The sequence below is a fragment of the Bacillus sp. ISL-4 genome (genome assembly GCF_018613275.1).
Taxonomy (GTDB): domain Bacteria; phylum Bacillota; class Bacilli; order Bacillales; family DSM-1321; genus Peribacillus; species Peribacillus simplex_E.
This window is the reverse complement of sequence record NZ_JAGGQN010000010.1, coordinates 465,265-481,236: the sequence shown is the minus strand read 5'-3', so window position 1 is coordinate 481,236 and position 15,972 is coordinate 465,265. Positions and strand designations below refer to the sequence as shown.

Annotated in this window: 17 protein-coding genes; 15 read left to right on the top strand and 2 right to left on the bottom strand. The window is 44.9% G+C overall.

What is annotated here, in order from left to right; genetic code table 11:
• Nucleotides 1-15 precede the first annotated feature (15 nt).
• On the bottom strand, nucleotides 16-1,281 hold the full coding sequence (locus J7J00_RS08805) for a replication-associated recombination protein A (RefSeq protein ID WP_214789974.1): 1,266 nt from the start codon (nucleotides 1,279-1,281) through the stop codon (nucleotides 16-18).
• Between the two features lie 243 nt (nucleotides 1,282-1,524).
• Here J7J00_RS08805 and J7J00_RS08800 point away from each other — a divergent pair, with 243 nt between their 5' ends.
• From J7J00_RS08800 to J7J00_RS08730, 15 genes are all read left to right on the top strand, one after another.
• Nucleotides 1,525-1,662 carry a hypothetical protein gene (locus J7J00_RS08800; RefSeq protein ID WP_214789901.1) on the top strand — a complete coding sequence of 46 codons (138 nt, stop codon included), beginning with the start codon at nucleotides 1,525-1,527 and terminating at the stop codon, nucleotides 1,660-1,662.
• Between the two features lie 258 nt (nucleotides 1,663-1,920).
• On the top strand, nucleotides 1,921-2,340 hold the full coding sequence (cymR, locus tag J7J00_RS08795; protein ID WP_034308657.1) for a cysteine metabolism transcriptional regulator CymR: 420 nt from the start codon (nucleotides 1,921-1,923) through the stop codon (nucleotides 2,338-2,340).
• 60 nt (nucleotides 2,341-2,400) lie between these two features.
• A complete protein-coding gene (locus tag J7J00_RS08790; RefSeq protein ID WP_214789900.1) occupies nucleotides 2,401-3,546 on the top strand; it encodes a cysteine desulfurase family protein in 1,146 nt (381 codons plus the stop codon).
• A gap of 29 nt (nucleotides 3,547-3,575) precedes the next feature.
• Complete coding sequence (mnmA, locus tag J7J00_RS08785) at nucleotides 3,576-4,691, top strand: tRNA 2-thiouridine(34) synthase MnmA (protein ID WP_214789899.1); 1,116 nt, start codon at nucleotides 3,576-3,578, stop codon at nucleotides 4,689-4,691.
• Between the two features lie 122 nt (nucleotides 4,692-4,813).
• Nucleotides 4,814-5,479: a tetratricopeptide repeat protein gene (locus tag J7J00_RS08780; RefSeq protein WP_214789898.1), complete on the top strand. Its 666-nt coding sequence runs from the start codon at nucleotides 4,814-4,816 to the stop codon at nucleotides 5,477-5,479.
• Nucleotides 5,480-5,515: 36 nt separating this feature from the next.
• Nucleotides 5,516-7,921, top strand: coding sequence for an SF1B family DNA helicase RecD2 (gene recD2, locus J7J00_RS08775; RefSeq protein WP_214789897.1), 2,406 nt, complete (start codon nucleotides 5,516-5,518; stop codon nucleotides 7,919-7,921).
• Nucleotides 7,922-8,011: 90 nt separating this feature from the next.
• Nucleotides 8,012-8,578 (top strand): LemA family protein, encoded by a 567-nt coding sequence (locus J7J00_RS08770; RefSeq protein WP_098369726.1) that lies wholly within the window; start codon nucleotides 8,012-8,014, stop codon nucleotides 8,576-8,578.
• A complete protein-coding gene (locus tag J7J00_RS08765) occupies nucleotides 8,578-9,351 on the top strand; it encodes a TPM domain-containing protein (RefSeq protein WP_214789895.1) in 774 nt (257 codons plus the stop codon). The genes J7J00_RS08770 and J7J00_RS08765 overlap by 1 nt, the downstream gene beginning before the upstream one ends.
• 147 nt (nucleotides 9,352-9,498) lie before the next feature.
• Entirely contained in the window at nucleotides 9,499-9,957 is a 459-nt protein-coding gene (locus J7J00_RS08760; RefSeq protein ID WP_214789893.1) for a PRC-barrel domain-containing protein, read from the top strand.
• On the top strand, nucleotides 9,947-10,162 hold the full coding sequence (locus tag J7J00_RS08755) for a hypothetical protein (protein WP_034311361.1): 216 nt from the start codon (nucleotides 9,947-9,949) through the stop codon (nucleotides 10,160-10,162). The genes J7J00_RS08760 and J7J00_RS08755 overlap by 11 nt, the downstream gene beginning before the upstream one ends.
• A 228-nt stretch (nucleotides 10,163-10,390) precedes the next feature.
• Nucleotides 10,391-11,467 (top strand): AI-2E family transporter, encoded by a 1,077-nt coding sequence (locus J7J00_RS08750; RefSeq protein ID WP_214789891.1) that lies wholly within the window; start codon nucleotides 10,391-10,393, stop codon nucleotides 11,465-11,467.
• Between the two features lie 309 nt (nucleotides 11,468-11,776).
• Nucleotides 11,777-14,413, top strand: a complete 2,637-nt coding sequence (gene alaS / locus J7J00_RS08745) for an alanine--tRNA ligase (protein ID WP_214789889.1) — start codon at nucleotides 11,777-11,779, stop codon at nucleotides 14,411-14,413.
• 66 nt (nucleotides 14,414-14,479) lie between these two features.
• Nucleotides 14,480-14,749 carry an IreB family regulatory phosphoprotein gene (locus tag J7J00_RS08740; protein WP_034311358.1) on the top strand — a complete coding sequence of 90 codons (270 nt, stop codon included), beginning with the start codon at nucleotides 14,480-14,482 and terminating at the stop codon, nucleotides 14,747-14,749.
• Nucleotides 14,749-15,174, top strand: coding sequence for a Holliday junction resolvase RuvX (gene ruvX, locus J7J00_RS08735; protein ID WP_214789887.1), 426 nt, complete (start codon nucleotides 14,749-14,751; stop codon nucleotides 15,172-15,174). The genes J7J00_RS08740 and ruvX overlap by 1 nt, the downstream gene beginning before the upstream one ends.
• An 11-nt stretch (nucleotides 15,175-15,185) precedes the next feature.
• On the top strand, nucleotides 15,186-15,476 hold the full coding sequence (locus J7J00_RS08730; protein WP_063232962.1) for a DUF1292 domain-containing protein: 291 nt from the start codon (nucleotides 15,186-15,188) through the stop codon (nucleotides 15,474-15,476).
• A gap of 248 nt (nucleotides 15,477-15,724) precedes the next feature.
• Here the strand turns inward: J7J00_RS08730 and J7J00_RS08725 are convergent, their stop codons facing one another.
• Entirely contained in the window at nucleotides 15,725-15,889 is a 165-nt protein-coding gene (locus J7J00_RS08725) for a hypothetical protein (RefSeq protein WP_214789976.1), read from the bottom strand.
• Nucleotides 15,890-15,972 lie beyond the last annotated feature (83 nt).

Sequence of the window (15,972 nt, the reverse complement as noted above, 5' to 3'; positions counted from 1 at the left end):
TGAAGTGATCCGGAGTTATTTCTTTTTCTCGATATTTTCATAGACCGAGGCAAGAGCTTGTTCAAATTTCCCGCTTTTTTTCGGTTTGTAATATTTTTTGCTGCGCAGTTTGTCCGGTAAGTATTGTTGCTTCACCCAGCCATTCTCGTAGTCATGCGGATAAAGGTAGTCGATGCCTCGTCCGAGATCTGCGGCCCCTTTGTAATGGGCATCCTTAAGATGATCTGGTACATCTCCACTATGGCCGCTGCGAATGTCGGAAAGTGCTGCATCAATTGCGACAATGGCCGTGTTTGATTTGGGTGATAGGCATAACTCGATCACTGAGTTGGCAAGTGGAATCCGGGCTTCAGGAAAACCGAGTCGTTCAGCGGCTTCGACTGCAGCGAGGGCCCTGGGACCAGCCTGTGGATTGGCAAGAGCTATGTCTTCGTAAGCGATGACTACCAAGCGGCGGGCAATGCTGACAAGATCACCGGCTTCGACCAAGCGCCCCAAATAATGAAGGGCTGCATTCACATCACTGCCGCGAATTGATTTTTGGAAAGCCGACAGGACATCATAATGGGCGTCTCCATCCTTGTCATGTGAGAAGCTTTTTTTCTGCATGCATTCCTCGGCAATTTGCAGATCTATATGAATGGTTCCGGATTCATCGGGTTCGGTGGAAATGACGGCGAGCTCAAGAGCGTTAAGGGCACTGCGGACATCTCCGTTCGAAGCAGTCGCGAAATGGGTAAGGGCATCAAGGCCGACATCGGTTTTATACGCACCAATCCCCCGCTCTTCATCATGAAGTGCCCGTTCCAAGGCTTTGGTTATATCATTGGTTTCCAATGATTTGAGCTCGAAAATCTGGCACCGGCTTCTGATGGCCGGATTGATGGCATGATAGGGGTTGCTGGTCGTTGCACCGATCAAGGTGATCATCCCGTTTTCAAGATAAGGCAATAGGAAGTCCTGTTTCGCCTTATCGAGCCGATGAACCTCATCAAGCAGCAGGATCACTTTCCCGGACATCTTAGCCTCGGCTGCCACGATTTCCATATCCTTTTTATTATTGGTCACCGCGTTCAGCGTCCGGAAAGCAAACTTCGTGCTTCCGGCAATCGCACTCGCAATCGATGTCTTGCCAATTCCCGGCGGACCATACAGGATCATGGAAGAAAGCTGTTTAGCTTTCACCATCCTTGCGATAATCTTTCCTTCACCGACCAGATGCTCCTGCCCGATGATCTCATCAATCGACCGAGGCCGCATCCGGAAAGCAAGCGGTTTTATATTCATTGCGCACCTCTCCTTTTTATATAAGGTATCACAACTGATGGGGGAAATGCGCTGATTATGCTGTAAAAGAAGGCGAATTCGATTATGGCAATTCCTATGGGGATTTAATTTGTGCTGTAAGGTTGATGAATCGACCTATCTTTCTATGAGAGAATTTAATAGATAAACTCTGCCTTTAGTCTGGCTGAAATGGGCTGTTTGTAATGATAGGTTTAACAAGGTATAGAAAGTCATGAAGTGACGAAATGTGAGCATCAAGGGAATTATCCAAGCAGGTACGGCAAATCCGCTTTCTTGATTGCTGCTCCTTGGAAAATGCTTGTGGCAGCATACTCAGGTTTGGAGGGCGGTGATCGGAATTCTATCATTCTCTAGCGGTTTAGGGATATAAGGAATATGACCATCGGGCAATAAATTCGATAATCGTTTCATTGCTCTAGTAGAAAGGACCGCTTCACTATATTTGTTATTCTCTCAATTTTAAGAAGGCATTCCATTCTTTTCTTTCATTTATCCTACCTCTCCAATTAGGATAATTTGACAAATGGAGGGCGGGTGAATGCATTTCCGGCGGGAATATGCTATAATTTCAAAAGAATTTAGAAACGGATAAATAATTTGAGGTGTATATGTATGAAGATATCTACTAAAGGCCGTTATGGTTTGACGATCATGATCGAGCTTGCTAAACATTATGGAGAAGGCCCAAAGAGTTTGAAATCGATTGCCCAGACGCATAATCTGTCGGAGCATTATTTGGAGCAGTTGATTGCGCCGCTTCGTAATGCGGGGTTAGTGAAGAGTGTCCGCGGTGCGTATGGCGGGTATGTCCTGTCTAAGGATCCTCAGGAGATTACTTCGGGAGATGTCATTCGTGTATTGGAAGGCCCGATTACCCCTGTTGAAGGAATTGAGGATGAAGAGCCAGTCAAGCGCCAGCTTTGGATCCGGATTCGCGATGCCGTGAAGGATGTATTGGATAATACGACGCTTATGGATTTGGCGAGCTACAAGGATACGGGTGAAATCGATTCTTATATGTACTATATTTAAGTGATCAGCAATGCGCCTATTATGTAGGCGCTTGCGTTTTTTAATGGAGGCGACAAAAAAGTGGACAGAATATATTTAGATCATGCTGCGACTTCCCCGATGCATCCGAAGGTGATCGATAGGATGATGACAGTCATGAGCCATGACTTCGGAAATCCGTCGAGCATTCATGCTTTCGGGCGGGAGGCACGCCATGTTTTGGATGAGGCGCGTTCGAGTATTGCGGCGAGCATCGGTGCGGGGCGGAATGAAATCATTTTCACGAGCGGTGGAACCGAGGCTGATAATACGGCAATCATTGGTGTTGCGAATGCTTATAAAGAAAAAGGAAAGCACATCATTACGACGGAGATTGAGCATCATGCGGTTTTGCATACATGCCAATACCTTGAGAAGTCTGGCTTTGAGGTCACATATTTACCTGTGAATGAAGCGGGGCTTATTTCAATTGCCGATTTAAAGGCGGCATTGCGGGATGACACGATTTTGGTTTCGGTCATGTACGGCAATAATGAGGTTGGAACGATCCAGCCGATTGCTGAAATTGCACAGGTGCTCAAGGGGCATCAAGCCATTTTCCATACGGATGCGGTTCAGGCATATGGTTTGATCTCTATCGACGTTCGTGAGTTGGGTGTGGATTTGCTGAGTGTATCCGCGCATAAAATCAACGGTCCCAAAGGAGTCGGCTTTCTTTATACGCGTGAAGGCTTGAAGCTGAATCCGCAATTATATGGCGGGGAACAAGAACGCAAGCGCCGTGCTGGTACGGAGAGTGTGCCGGCCATTGCCGGTTTTTCAGAAGCTGTTTCAATTGCACAAAGCACGATGGAAAAGAAAAAGGAGCAATACAAGCGATTTAAAGACGTATTGCTTGCCGTCTTTAATGAGGCGGATGTACAATATGAAATTAACGGATCTATGGAACAGTCGCTGCCGCATTTGCTGAATGTCAGTTTTCCGGGTACGAATGTGGAATCGATGCTCGTCAATATGGACTTGGCAGGTGTTGCTGTATCGAGCGGGTCCGCTTGTACTGCTGGGTCAATCGATCCGTCGCATGTGCTTGTGGCGATGTTCGGGAAAGATTCGGAGCGAACGAAGAATTCGATTCGTTTCAGCTTCGGTCTGAACAATACGGAAGAGGAAGTAAGGCAGGCAGCTGAAACCACCGTGAAAATCGTTAATAGATTAGTGGGAAGATAATTCTCCCTTTAAATAAATGAGGTGACAGAATGAGAAAAGCACCACAGGACACCCGCGTCGTCGTGGGTATGTCAGGAGGCGTGGATTCTTCTGTGTCAGCCCTGCTATTGAAGAATCAAGGCTATGATGTGGTCGGGATTTTCATGAAGAACTGGGATGATACAGATGAAAACGGAGTTTGTACGGCAACGGAAGATTACAATGATGTAATTGCCGTTTGTAATCAAATCGGCATCCCTTATTATGCAGTCAATTTCGAAAAGCAGTATTGGGATAAAGTTTTCACTTATTTCTTGGATGAGTATAAAGCGGGCCGTACCCCGAATCCGGATGTAATGTGCAATAAGGAAATCAAGTTCAAGGCCTTTCTTGAACATGCCGTAAGCCTTGGCGCCGATTATGTGGCTACAGGTCATTACGCACAGGTTGAATACCGGGATGGCGAATACAAAATGCTTCGCGGTGTCGATAATAATAAAGATCAAACGTACTTCTTGAACCAGCTTACTCAAGAACAGTTGGAAAAAGTCATGTTTCCGCTTGGACACATTGATAAGAAGGAAGTCCGTGAAATTGCGAAAGAAGCGGGCCTTGCCACGGCAACGAAAAAAGATTCTACAGGGATCTGTTTTATCGGTGAACGCAATTTCAAAGAGTTTTTAAGCAATTATCTCCCAGCTCAGCCCGGAGATATGGTCACGATGGATGGCAAGGTAATGGGCAAGCATGACGGATTGATGTATTACACCATCGGTCAGCGTCACGGTCTAGGGATTGGCGGCAGCGGCGAACCTTGGTTTGTTGCGGGAAAAGATTTGAAGCGCAATGTTTTATATGTGTGTCAAGGCTTTGATAATGATGTACTGTATGCCAATTCCCTTCGTGCAGTGAATGTCAGCTGGGTAGCGGAACATATACCGGCTGGTGAATTTACATGTACGGCAAAGTTCAGGTACCGTCAAGAGGATAGCGGTGTTCAGGTGAAGGTATTGGAAAATGGTGATGTCGAAGTCATCTTTGACGAGCCCGTCCGCGCGATCACGCCTGGACAAGCAGTCGTATTCTATGATGGTGAAGTGTGCCTTGGCGGCGGTACGATTGATGAAGTATTTAAAAAAGGTGAAAAGCTGACTTACGTAGGGTAAAATAAGCATGTCCCCAGCTGTGTTTGCGGTTGGGGACTTCTTTTGGATTGCGGGTGTACCGCCTGAATTCGACCACTGGCCTATGCTATACTTTTTAATATAAAAATGGAGTGTGAATGGATATGGATAAGAATCAACAAGGAATTGAATTTATGCAGCAAGGGAAATACGAAGAAGCGGCGAAAGTCTTTAATGAGGCGATCGAGGAAAATCCGAATGAGCCTGTTGCCTACATAAACTTTGGGAATGTATTGACTGCCGTGGGTGAAACGGATAAAGCGGTCAAGTTTTACAAAAAGGCGATTGAGCTGGATGAAAATGCAGCGGCGGCTTACTATTCATTAGGAAACTTATATTATGAATCCGATTCTAAATTAGTCGAAGCGAAGGATATGTTTGAAAAGGCAATCCGTTTGGGGCTGGATAACAGCGATGCTTTCTTCATGCTTGGATTGACATTGATGGCGTTAGATCAACCGAAGTTGGCGATGCCTTATTTACAGAGAACGGTGGAGCTGAGCCCTGAGGACGTTGATGCGAGATTCCAATATGCGCTTTGTCTTGCCAATGCGGAATTGTATGATGAATTGATCAATCAACTGAATTTAGTTGTGGAACAGGATCCGGGCCATGCGGATGCTTATTATAATTTAGGGGTTGCGTTTGCAGGCTACCGTGAGGATGCGAAATCAGCGATGGTTTATTTTGATAAGGCTTTGGAAGCACAGCCAGACCATATGCTTGCTGCGCACGGAAAGAAACTGTTGGAAGAAATGAATGCTGAGTAAATAAACGGCATATGCATGGAAAGGTGGGGAGAAGCGTTGAGCCAGCAAGATTCGTTGGATTTGTTTTCAGAAGAGAAAATGTTCATGAAAGGAAGTCATTTAGTGACGATCTTTCATAATGAAGATAACATGTACTCGGTTGTAAGAATTCGCGTGCATGAAACGAATCTGAATTATGAAGAGAAGGAAGCGGTCGTAACAGGTTATTTTCCAAGGATGCATGAGGATGAGATCTATATTTTTTATGGGGCCATGAAGGAACATCCGCGTTTTGGCCTTCAATACCATGTAGAGCATTTTCGCAAGGATCTCCCTCAATCCAAGGAAGGAATCGTCAGTTATTTATCCGGTGACCTTTTCAAGGGCATTGGAAAAAAAACAGCTGAAAGCATTGTTGAGACACTGGGTGAAAAGGCAATTTCAAAAATTCTGGCTCAGCCTTCGCTACTTGATGATATTCCGAAGCTATCCGGGGAAAAGGCAAAGGGACTTTATGATACATTGGTCGAGCATCAAGGTCTGGAGCAGGTGATGATTGCCCTGAATCAATATGGCTTCGGTCCGCAGCTGTCGATGAAGATCTATCAAATGTATAAGCAGGATACGATCACGATGGTTCAGGGAAATCCATATAAGCTCGTTGAGGATATTGAAGGGATTGGTTTTGGACGGGCGGATGAGCTTGGGCATCAGCTGGGCATTTCCGGCAGCCATCCCGATCGAATCAAGGCTGCGTGCTTGTATACGCTTGAATCACAATGCCTCCAGGACGGAAATATCTACATAGAAGCCGAGCAGCTATTGGAGGCTGTCAAACGTCTACTGGAGGAAAATAAACGGGATCGCATTGAGTTCACGAACATTTCCTCGGAAATAATCGAATTGACGCAAGAGGGGAAAATAGTTGTCGAGGATCAACGAATTTATCCGCCTTCGCTATTCTATTCGGAAAAGGGAATCGTGATGAACATCAAGAGGCTGCTTGCTCAAACCGAGTATGAGGACCAATTCCCGGAATCGGAGTTCTTGCTGGCACTTGGGGAGCTGGAAGAGCGGCTGGATGTTTCCTATGCCCCGGCCCAAAAGGAAGCGATCCAAACAGCCCTGCAATCACCCATGTTAATCTTGACGGGCGGACCTGGTACCGGTAAGACGACAGTCATCAAAGGCATCGTTGAGCTATATGCAGAGCTGCATGGTGTATCCATGGACATTAACGATTATAAAAAAGAAGGAAGCGATCCATTTCCATTCGTACTTGCGGCCCCTACTGGCCGTGCAGCGAAACGCATGGCCGAATCGACTGGGCTCCCAGCTGTTACTATCCATCGTTTGCTTGGGTGGAACGGGAGTGAAGGCTTTTCCCATGATGAGGATAATCAGCTGGATGGCCGTATCGTAATCATCGATGAGGTTTCCATGGTGGATACGTGGCTGGCCCATCAATTGTTTAAAGCTCTGCCGGAAAATGTACAAGTGATATTAGTTGGTGATGAAGATCAGCTACCATCTGTTGGCCCTGGGCAGGTTTTAAAGGATTTGCTTGCATCGAATTGTGTACCGACTGTCAGTCTGGAACATATTTATCGTCAAGCTGATGGCTCATCGATCATTGAATTGGCCCATGAAATCAAAAAAGGAAGGCTTCCGGATGATGTCACGAAACAGCAAGAAGATCGATCGTTCATTCGCTGCCAAACAGGTCAAATCCCCCAAGTAATCGAGAAAGTGGTTGCCAATGCGAGGACGAAAGGCTTCACGGCCAAGGATATACAGGTGCTGGCTCCCATGTATAGAGGGCCTGCCGGGATTGATGCCCTGAATAAAATGCTTCAGGAAGTGTTCAATAGCAATGCGAATGAAAAGCGGCGGGAAATAAAATTCGGAGATGTGATATACAGAACGGGAGATAAGGTGCTTCAACTGGTGAACCAGCCAGAGGAGGGTGTCTTTAATGGCGATATGGGTGAAATCGTGTCCATATTGTTCGCTAAAGAAAATACCGATCATGTCGATAAAGTAATCATATCGTTCGAAGGCATCGAAGTGACTTACACGAAACAGGACTTGAACCAGATTACACATGCCTATTGCTGCTCCATCCATAAGTCGCAGGGAAGCGAATTCCCCATTGTCATTTTGCCTGTAGTGAAAAGTTATTATCGGATGCTCCGCCGTAATTTATTGTATACGGCGATTACCCGCAGTAAAAATTTCTTGATCCTTTGTGGTGAAGAAGATGCATTCCGTTTAGGGATCGAGCGTAACGATGAGATGCGCCGGAAAACGACTTTGCGTGAAAAGCTGCAAGATGTTTTGAGTGATGAAGAAATGCCGGTGGAAAAGGAAGAGGTACATCAACAATCAAGTTATCGTGATATTCTCATGCATGCTGATCCGATGATCGGGATGGAGAATGTCACGCCATATGATTTTATGTAGCTGTTTCTATTTGATGAATTTTGTTTAAAATTCATAGTTTTGGTGGAACTATAGAATATAACTTATATGTGAAAGAGTAGGGGGAATTAGATGAAAAAAGGTTGGATAATAGGGATAGTCGTTGTCGTTTTACTGGTCATTTTTGGTGCATCTTCGTACAACGGCCTTGTAAGTGCCAGTGAAGACGTCGACAATAAATGGTCACAGGTGGATAACCAATTAAAACGGAGAGCGGATTTGATTCCGAATCTTGTCGAAACGGTTAAGGGTTATGCTTCGCATGAAACAGAAGCCATTAAAGCGGTGAGCGATGCACGTTCGAAGTTGGCTGGTGCCAATTCGACTGAAGATGCGATTGCAGCCGATCAACAATTGAGCGGGGCCTTGAGCCGGCTTTTGGTGGTTGTCGAGAACTATCCGGATTTAAAGGCCAATGAGAACTTTAAGGGTCTCATGGATAGTTTGGAAGGAACGGAAAATCGCCTCACGGTAGCCCGAAAAGACTATAATGATGAAGTTACCAACTATAATAAAATGATTAAACGCTTTCCGAAGAATATGATGGCGGGAGCGTTCGGGTTCGATGCCAAACCATATTTTGAAGTGACCGATCAAGAAAAAGAAACGCCAAAGGTTGATTTCGGGAGCGATAAATAATGAAAAAACTCGCTGTGTTTGCGCTATTCTTCATTCTCACGTTCAGTTTAGCAAACGTGGCCGCAGCACAACCTAACATTCCTGAACCAGTTGGGGATATATATGTTCAGGACTTTGCCGGAGTCCTGAGTGAACAGGAAAAATCCGAACTCATCGAACTTGGGAAACGATTGGATGATGCCACCAAAGCACAAATTTCCGTTTTGACGGTTGATTCGTTGGAAGGATCCGAAATCGAGGAGTACTCGGTCGAGGCATTGAGATCATTCAAGCTTGGGGATGCTGAGCTGAACAATGGAGTCCTCATTGTGCTGGCCATGGAAGAACAGAAAATCCGTATTGAAGTGGGGTACGGTTTGGAAGGGGCCATTACCGATATAAAATCTGGACAGATTTTGGATGATGTGGCTATCCCTGCGCTGAAAGAGGGTAAATATGATGTTGCCCTGACGGAAACCTATAAGGCCGTATATAATGATGTAACGAAAGAATACGATTTAGGTGACGAGTTTTATCAAGATCTCTCCGTTCAGCCCGAGTCAAAATCCTTTCAGCCATCAGGTTTACAGATTTTCCTGATCATCATCGTTGTCATCATCGTATTCATCCTCGATGCCAAGTTCTTTAAAGGATTTTTCCTTCAAACGCTAATCAATATCATTTTGATATTCATCAGTCGCGGAGGAGGCGGCGGCCGTGGAGGCGGCAGCGGCGGTCCACGGGGCGGCGGCGGAGGAAGTTCCGGTGGCGGAGGTGCCAGCAGAGGATGGTAAAGCAGTGGGTCTGACCGGGAAACCGGTCTTTTTTTTATGCATGGTCCCTGTATTTTAAGGAAGTTGGACCAACAATGGAAAACCTTTCAGCACATCTATTTTCACCAGTAAAGAGATAATATAAATGTTCGGAAAGGCGGGATGACCTTGCGGACGTTTTCTTTATTGAAAGGATTGCCGGTTTTTACAATCAAGGGAGAAAGAATCGGCACGGTCCACGATTTATCAATTTCTGAAATGGGACAGGTAACGGGGTTGGTCGTTCATCAACAAGCATTGTTCAAAAGGGCTTTTCATTTGAGACTTGACGATATTTCTTCATTCGGTCCAGATGGGATCGTGATCAGGCAGCAAGATTCAGCCTTAAGTAAAGTGCCTGCGGATTCCATTTGCCTGTCGAAGGACGAGTTATTGGGGCGCATGCTTTTTTCAGAAATGGGCGAAGAACTTGGTTTACTGCAGGATGTATATTTCAAGGAGAAAATGGGCACGATTATAGCGTATGAAACAACGGATGGGTTTTTCTCTGAGTCGACAGTGATAGAATCAAAACAGCCGCCTGCAGTAGGGAAGGATACCATCATTGTTTCAGTTTATGAACAGTGAGGTGTCCATTTTGGAAATAAAATGTCCGAATTGCCGCAGTAAAGATGTCGGGAAGATTGGCGTAAATCAATATTATTGTTGGAATTGCTTTATTGAAATGACTCTATCCGAAGGGCTCATTAATACGCATCAGGTCGAGGAAGATGGAAGTTTAAGCTCATTGGACGATTTGTTTGAGGAAAATGACCGCCGCTTCGGTATGTAATTAACGGAAGAGGTGTTTGCAATGGCTAGACGTTCACGCAATACTCTAATGAATATGGGTTCGGACTTGATGAACTCGAAGATGATCAAACGGAACATGAAGAAAATACGCAAAAGATTAAAGTCATTATTATAGCAGGAATGGGTGTCCTGAATTAATGAGGGCACTCTTTTTTATGTATGAAAACCTTCCGCCTTTCGAAGAATAAATGAGCGGGAGGTGTTTATTGTGAGTATTCGTTTAAAATGGTTTTATCGCCTGGGTTTTTTATTGCTCTTATTTTTCGTTATCTATATTTTTATGAAACTTAAGCCCATGTGGGGACCTGCCGTTACTGTATGTGTGACGGTACTGCTGCCTTTTTTGACTGGTGCGTTCATCAGTTACTTGCTGCACCCTGTAGTGGAATATTTAAATGAGAAAGGGATGCGTCGCTGGCTTTCGATTACGATCATTTATTTGTTGTTTTTCGGAGGGATCGGCTTTGCTGTTTATAAAGGCATTCCAGTGATCGTCAGCCAGGTTCGCGAGCTGTCGGAAAGCGTGCCGGAACTGGTTGAACAGTACCAGGGCAGGATTGATAAACTCAATCATCAAACGGCGGCCTGGCCGTTCGGAATTCATGAAAGATTCGAAGAAGGTGTCACCCTTTTCGAAGGTTGGCTGAAGCGTATACCTGAAAAGGCGATGGAGTATGCAATGAAGATGATTGATTTCATCGTCCTGATTGCGTTGATTCCATTCATTGCTTTTTATATCCTGAAAGATTTCACTGTGTTAAAAAAAATGGCCTGGTATATGACCCCGAAAAAATGGCGCAAGCAGGGACGGGCATTCGTTCGTGATGTGGATGCGTCGCTTGGCGGCTATATCCGCGGACAAATCATCGTTTGTGTCGTGATCGGTTTGATTTCCTCGCTGCTCTTCTGGATAGTCGGAATGAAATATCCGCTTCTATTGGGGGCGATAATCGGAATAACGAATGTCATCCCGTATTTCGGGCCGATTATCGGGGCCATTCCTGCAGTGGTCATCGCCGCGACCATGTCAGTTAAAATGGTGTTGATCATCGCGGTCCTCGTGCTCGTACTTCAATTTCTTGAGGGAAATATCCTATCGCCGTTAATAGTCGGTAAAAGCCTCCATATGCATCCGCTGTTCATTATGCTTGCATTATTGGCCGGAGGCGAAATAGGCGGTATCGTGGGCATGGTCGTTTCGATTCCCATCTTGGCTGTGTTGAAAGTTTTTGTACTTCATGCCCGTGTTCACTTTAGAAAGAAGCCGCCCCTTATTGACAAATAAAAGTCTTGTGAATATAATCCATTACATAAGATAATTCGTTGAAGGATGAAGTATGCTGAAGTCCATCTAAAAGAGAGGGGTCCCCTAGGCTGAAAGGGACTGCCAGGTGAAGAGCAGCAGAAAGCTAGTCCTGAGAGCAGCTAATACCTGCCGTCATGCCGCGTTAAGGCTTTTATGAAGGTGATGGGCCTGGGTGAATTCCCGCGTCCATAATCAGGGTGGTACCGCGAGCCAACTCTCGTCCCTGTTTTTGGGATGGGGGTTTTTTGTGTGCTCAAAATTACATAATTTTAAAAGGAGGATATATATATGAAGTATTTAACTGGTGCTCAAATCCGCCAAATGTATTTAGATTTTTTTAGTGAAAAAGGCCATAACATCGAACCGAGTGCGTCATTGGTTCCTCATGAAGATCCATCATTGCTTTGGATCAATTCCGGGGTGGCGACGTTAAAGAAATATTTTGATGGACGGGTGATTCCTGAAAATCCAAGGATTACAAATGCCCAAAAGGCCATCCGTACGAACGATATTGAAAACGTGGGAAAAACGGCACGTCATCATACGTTTTTCGAAATGCTCGGCAACTTCTCCATTGGTGAATACTTCAAAGAAGAAGCCATCACATGGGCTTGGGAGTTTTTGACGGATGAAAAATGGATTGGGTTCGACAAAGAGAAATTGGCTGTGACGATCCATCCTGAAGATGATGAAGCATTCGAACTCTGGAATAAGAAAATCGGTGTTCCTGCTGAAAGGATCATTCGCCTGGAAGAGAACTTCTGGGATATCGGTGAAGGTCCAAGCGGCCCGAATACAGAGATTTTCTATGACCGCGGACCGGCATATGGCGATGATCCGAATGATCCGGAACTATATCCAGGCGGGGAAAATGAACGACATCTTGAAGTCTGGAACCTGGTGTTTTCTCAATTCAACCATAATCCAGATGGTTCTTACACACCGCTTCCAAAGAAGAATATCGATACAGGCATGGGCCTTGAACGTATGGCTTCCGTCGTTCAAGATGTGGCGACGAACTATGATACAGATTTATTCATGCCAATCATCCGGGCAGTCGAAGAGATTTCCGATGTGAAGTATGGTGTTGATACAGAAAGAGATGTTGCATTCAAGGTCATTGCCGACCATATTCGTACGGTAGCCTTTGCAGTAGGTGACGGGGCCCTTCCATCCAACGAAGGCCGCGGTTATGTATTGCGCCGTTTACTCCGCAGAGCGGTTCGATATGCTAAGCAAATCAACATCAATCGACCATTCATGTTCGAGCTTGTGACGGTCGTAGGCGAAATCATGAAAGACTTCTACCCTGAAGTCCTCAAGAATAAAGAGTTCATTGCAAAAGTAATCAAAAATGAAGAGGAACGCTTCCATGAAACTCTAAATGATGGACTGTCCATCCTTTCAGAAGTCATTAAAAAGGAAAAGGAAAAAGGCGGTACGACCATTCCGGGCAGTGATGCATTCCGTTTATATGACACATATGGTTTCCCTATTGAGTTAACGGAAGAATATGCAGAAGAAGAAGGCATGACGGTTGATCAAGCCGGTTTTGAAAAAGAGATGGATGCACAGCGTGAACGTGCCCGTTCAGCGCGTCAAGATGTAGATTCCATGCAAATCCAAGGCGGGGTATTGGGCGATATCAAAGTTGCAAGTGAATTTGTCGGCTATGATCAAGTAGCTGTCGAAGCCAAAGTTGCTGCCATCATAAAAAATGGCGAGCTTGTTACGGAGGCAGAAGAAGGAGAAGAAGTTCAAGTGATACTGAACAAGACTCCTTTCTACGCGGAAAGCGGCGGGCAAATAGCCGATATAGGAACGATGGCCAGTGAATCCGTGAAGATTGATGTCCATGATGTACAAAAAGCTCCTAATGGCCAAAACCTGCACCGTGTAACAGTTACTGCCGGCACATTAACAACAGATTCCCATATCGTTGCTGCGGTAGATCAAGAAAACCGTATCCATATCACGAAAAACCATACAGCGACGCATCTTCTGCATCAGGCGTTGAAAGATGTGCTTGGTACACATGTCAACCAAGCTGGTTCACTCGTACAGGCTGAGCGCCTTCGCTTCGACTTCTCTCATTTTGGTCAGATAACGGCGGAAGAGATTGAACAAATCGAAACGATTGTAAATGAAAAGATTTGGCAAAGCTTACAAGTGAATACGGACTATAAAAACATCGAAGAAGCCAAGGCTATGGGCGCAATGGCCTTGTTCGGCGAAAAATACGGCAAGATTGTCCGTGTCGTTCAAATCGGCGATTACAGTCTAGAACTTTGCGGCGGTGTCCATGTCCCGAATACAGCGGTAATCGGCTTGTTCAAAATCGTTTCCGAAAGCGGCATCGGTGCAGGGACTCGCCGTATAGAAGCGGTAACGGGTGCCGGGGCATACAAATTGATGACTGAGCAAATCGGTGTCTTGAAAGACGCGGCTGCTAAATTGAAAACAAACTTGAAAGACGTACCTTCAAGAATTGAAACGGTACTGGCTGAAGTGAAGGATCTTCATCGTGAGAATGAAAGCCTTACTGCAAAATTAAGCAATATCGAAGCAAGCAGTCTTGTTTCTAACGTAAAAGACATAAATGGGGTTCAAGTATTGGTGGCAAAGGTTCAAGCTACCGACATGAATAATCTGCGTGCCATGGCGGATGATTTGAAACAAAAGCTTGATTCTGTCATCATCGTATTAGGTTCGGCCCAAGGCGATAAAGTCAATTTGATTGCCGGGGTGACCAAGGATTACATCGATCGCGGTTTCCATGCTGGTAAATTGGTCAAGGAAGTTGCTTCCCGTTGCGGCGGTGGCGGCGGCGGACGTCCAGATATGGCCCAAGCCGGCGGAAAAGACCCTGAAAAATTGGATGCAGCACTTAATTTTGTTGAAGAATGGGTCTTATCGATTTCATAATCAATGGAAAGTGTTGTACAATGAAGGTAATAGTGGATTCTGGACGCTGAGGAGAGGTGCATGTTAATGAGTTCCTTTGATAAAACGATGAAATTTAATTTTCCCGAAGAACCATTCGAAAGAGATGTACAAGAAGTATTGTCTCAAGTATATGTTGCACTTCAGGAAAAAGGTTATAACCCGATAAACCAGATTGTCGGTTATCTATTATCTGGTGACCCGGCCTACATCCCGCGCCATATGGATGCTCGAAACATTATTCGTAAGCTTGAACGCGATGAAATCATCGAAGAATTGGTGAAGTCATATCTTAAGAACCATCGAGAGGAATACTAATGCGCACAATGGGACTTGATTTAGGTTCAAAAACCATCGGCGTTGCCCTGAGTGACGCGATGGGTTGGACTGCACAAGGATTGGAAACGATCAAAATTAACGAAGCTGGAAATGACTTCGGCTTTAAACGCCTCAAGGAAATTATAAAAGAGCATGATGTTTCTAAAATTGTCCTCGGTTTACCTAAAAACATGAATGGGACTGTTGGACCGCGAGGCGAGATCAGCCAAGATTTCGCTAAACGATTAGAAAACAAATTCAAGCTGCCGGTGTTTCTCTGGGATGAACGGTTGACAACTATGGCGGCTGAACGTGTCCTTATTGAGGCGGACGTGAGCCGAAGCAAACGCAAGAAAGTCATTGATAAAATGGCAGCTGTTATGATTCTGCAAGGATTCTTGGACAGACAAACAAATTCAATATGAGGTGAATACTAATGGAACACGGCGAAAACAACATTACAGTAGTAGATGAAAATGGAAACGAGCAGCTTTGCGAAATCCTTTTCACATTCGATTCAGATAAATTCAACAAATCTTATGTACTTTACTATCCGATGTCTGCAGAAGATGACGAGGAAGAAATTGAAATCCACGCTTCATCATTCGTACCAAGCGAAGATAATAAAGATGGTGAACTTACACCGATCGAAACAGAAGAAGAATGGGATCTTGTCGAAGAAATGTTAAATACATTCCTTGACCAAGAAGAAGCGGAAGAAGAATAAGAAAAAAAACCGGCCCCTAAAGGTCGGTTCTTTTTTTGACAAAAGGGACGATTGGAACGGGTGTGCGAGACTCCTGCTTAGAAAAGCGTGTCAAGGGGAGACCCCGCAGGCGCAAAGGCGCCGAGAAGGCTCCCGGACCGCCCGCGGAAAGCGAGTGCCTGGAAAGGAAATCAACGTTCAAAATGTACAAACCATAAAAAACTGTAGACATTAAGAACGATTTTTTCATTTATGTACTAGTAACGGCCTTATCTTTTCTCTGCGAATAAAAGTATAAATGTAGCGAGCGGACCTAAAAATAATGATAACAAGAACCAATTCAACGCCGTTCTATTTTTACCTTGAGCAAGTCCGGCGTTTAAGAGTGCCAATGTCCCCCAACCTACAAAATAAGAATTATCCAACTCCTTCACACCTTTCTATATCATTAATTAATAATACCATTCCTGCATGAATATTCTTGATATTTCCTGAAACGCTTTACACATGCAGGAAA

What these genes read in the sequence shown, in the direction of transcription:
- J7J00_RS08730 (WP_063232962.1), top strand. Translation starts at nt 15,186, where the DNA reads ATGGAACACGGCGAAAACAACATTACAGTAGTAGATGAAAATGGAAAC.
- cymR (WP_034308657.1), top strand. Translation starts at nt 1,921, where the DNA reads ATGAAGATATCTACTAAAGGCCGTTATGGTTTGACGATCATGATCGAG.
- J7J00_RS08770 (WP_098369726.1), top strand. Translation starts at nt 8,012, where the DNA reads ATGAAAAAAGGTTGGATAATAGGGATAGTCGTTGTCGTTTTACTGGTC.
- mnmA (WP_214789899.1), top strand. Translation starts at nt 3,576, where the DNA reads ATGAGAAAAGCACCACAGGACACCCGCGTCGTCGTGGGTATGTCAGGA.
- J7J00_RS08740 (WP_034311358.1), top strand. Translation starts at nt 14,480, where the DNA reads ATGAGTTCCTTTGATAAAACGATGAAATTTAATTTTCCCGAAGAACCA.
- J7J00_RS08755 (WP_034311361.1), top strand. Translation starts at nt 9,947, where the DNA reads ATGAACAGTGAGGTGTCCATTTTGGAAATAAAATGTCCGAATTGCCGC.
- alaS (WP_214789889.1), top strand. Translation starts at nt 11,777, where the DNA reads ATGAAGTATTTAACTGGTGCTCAAATCCGCCAAATGTATTTAGATTTT.
- ruvX (WP_214789887.1), top strand. Translation starts at nt 14,749, where the DNA reads ATGCGCACAATGGGACTTGATTTAGGTTCAAAAACCATCGGCGTTGCC.
- J7J00_RS08780 (WP_214789898.1), top strand. Translation starts at nt 4,814, where the DNA reads ATGGATAAGAATCAACAAGGAATTGAATTTATGCAGCAAGGGAAATAC.
- J7J00_RS08765 (WP_214789895.1), top strand. Translation starts at nt 8,578, where the DNA reads ATGAAAAAACTCGCTGTGTTTGCGCTATTCTTCATTCTCACGTTCAGT.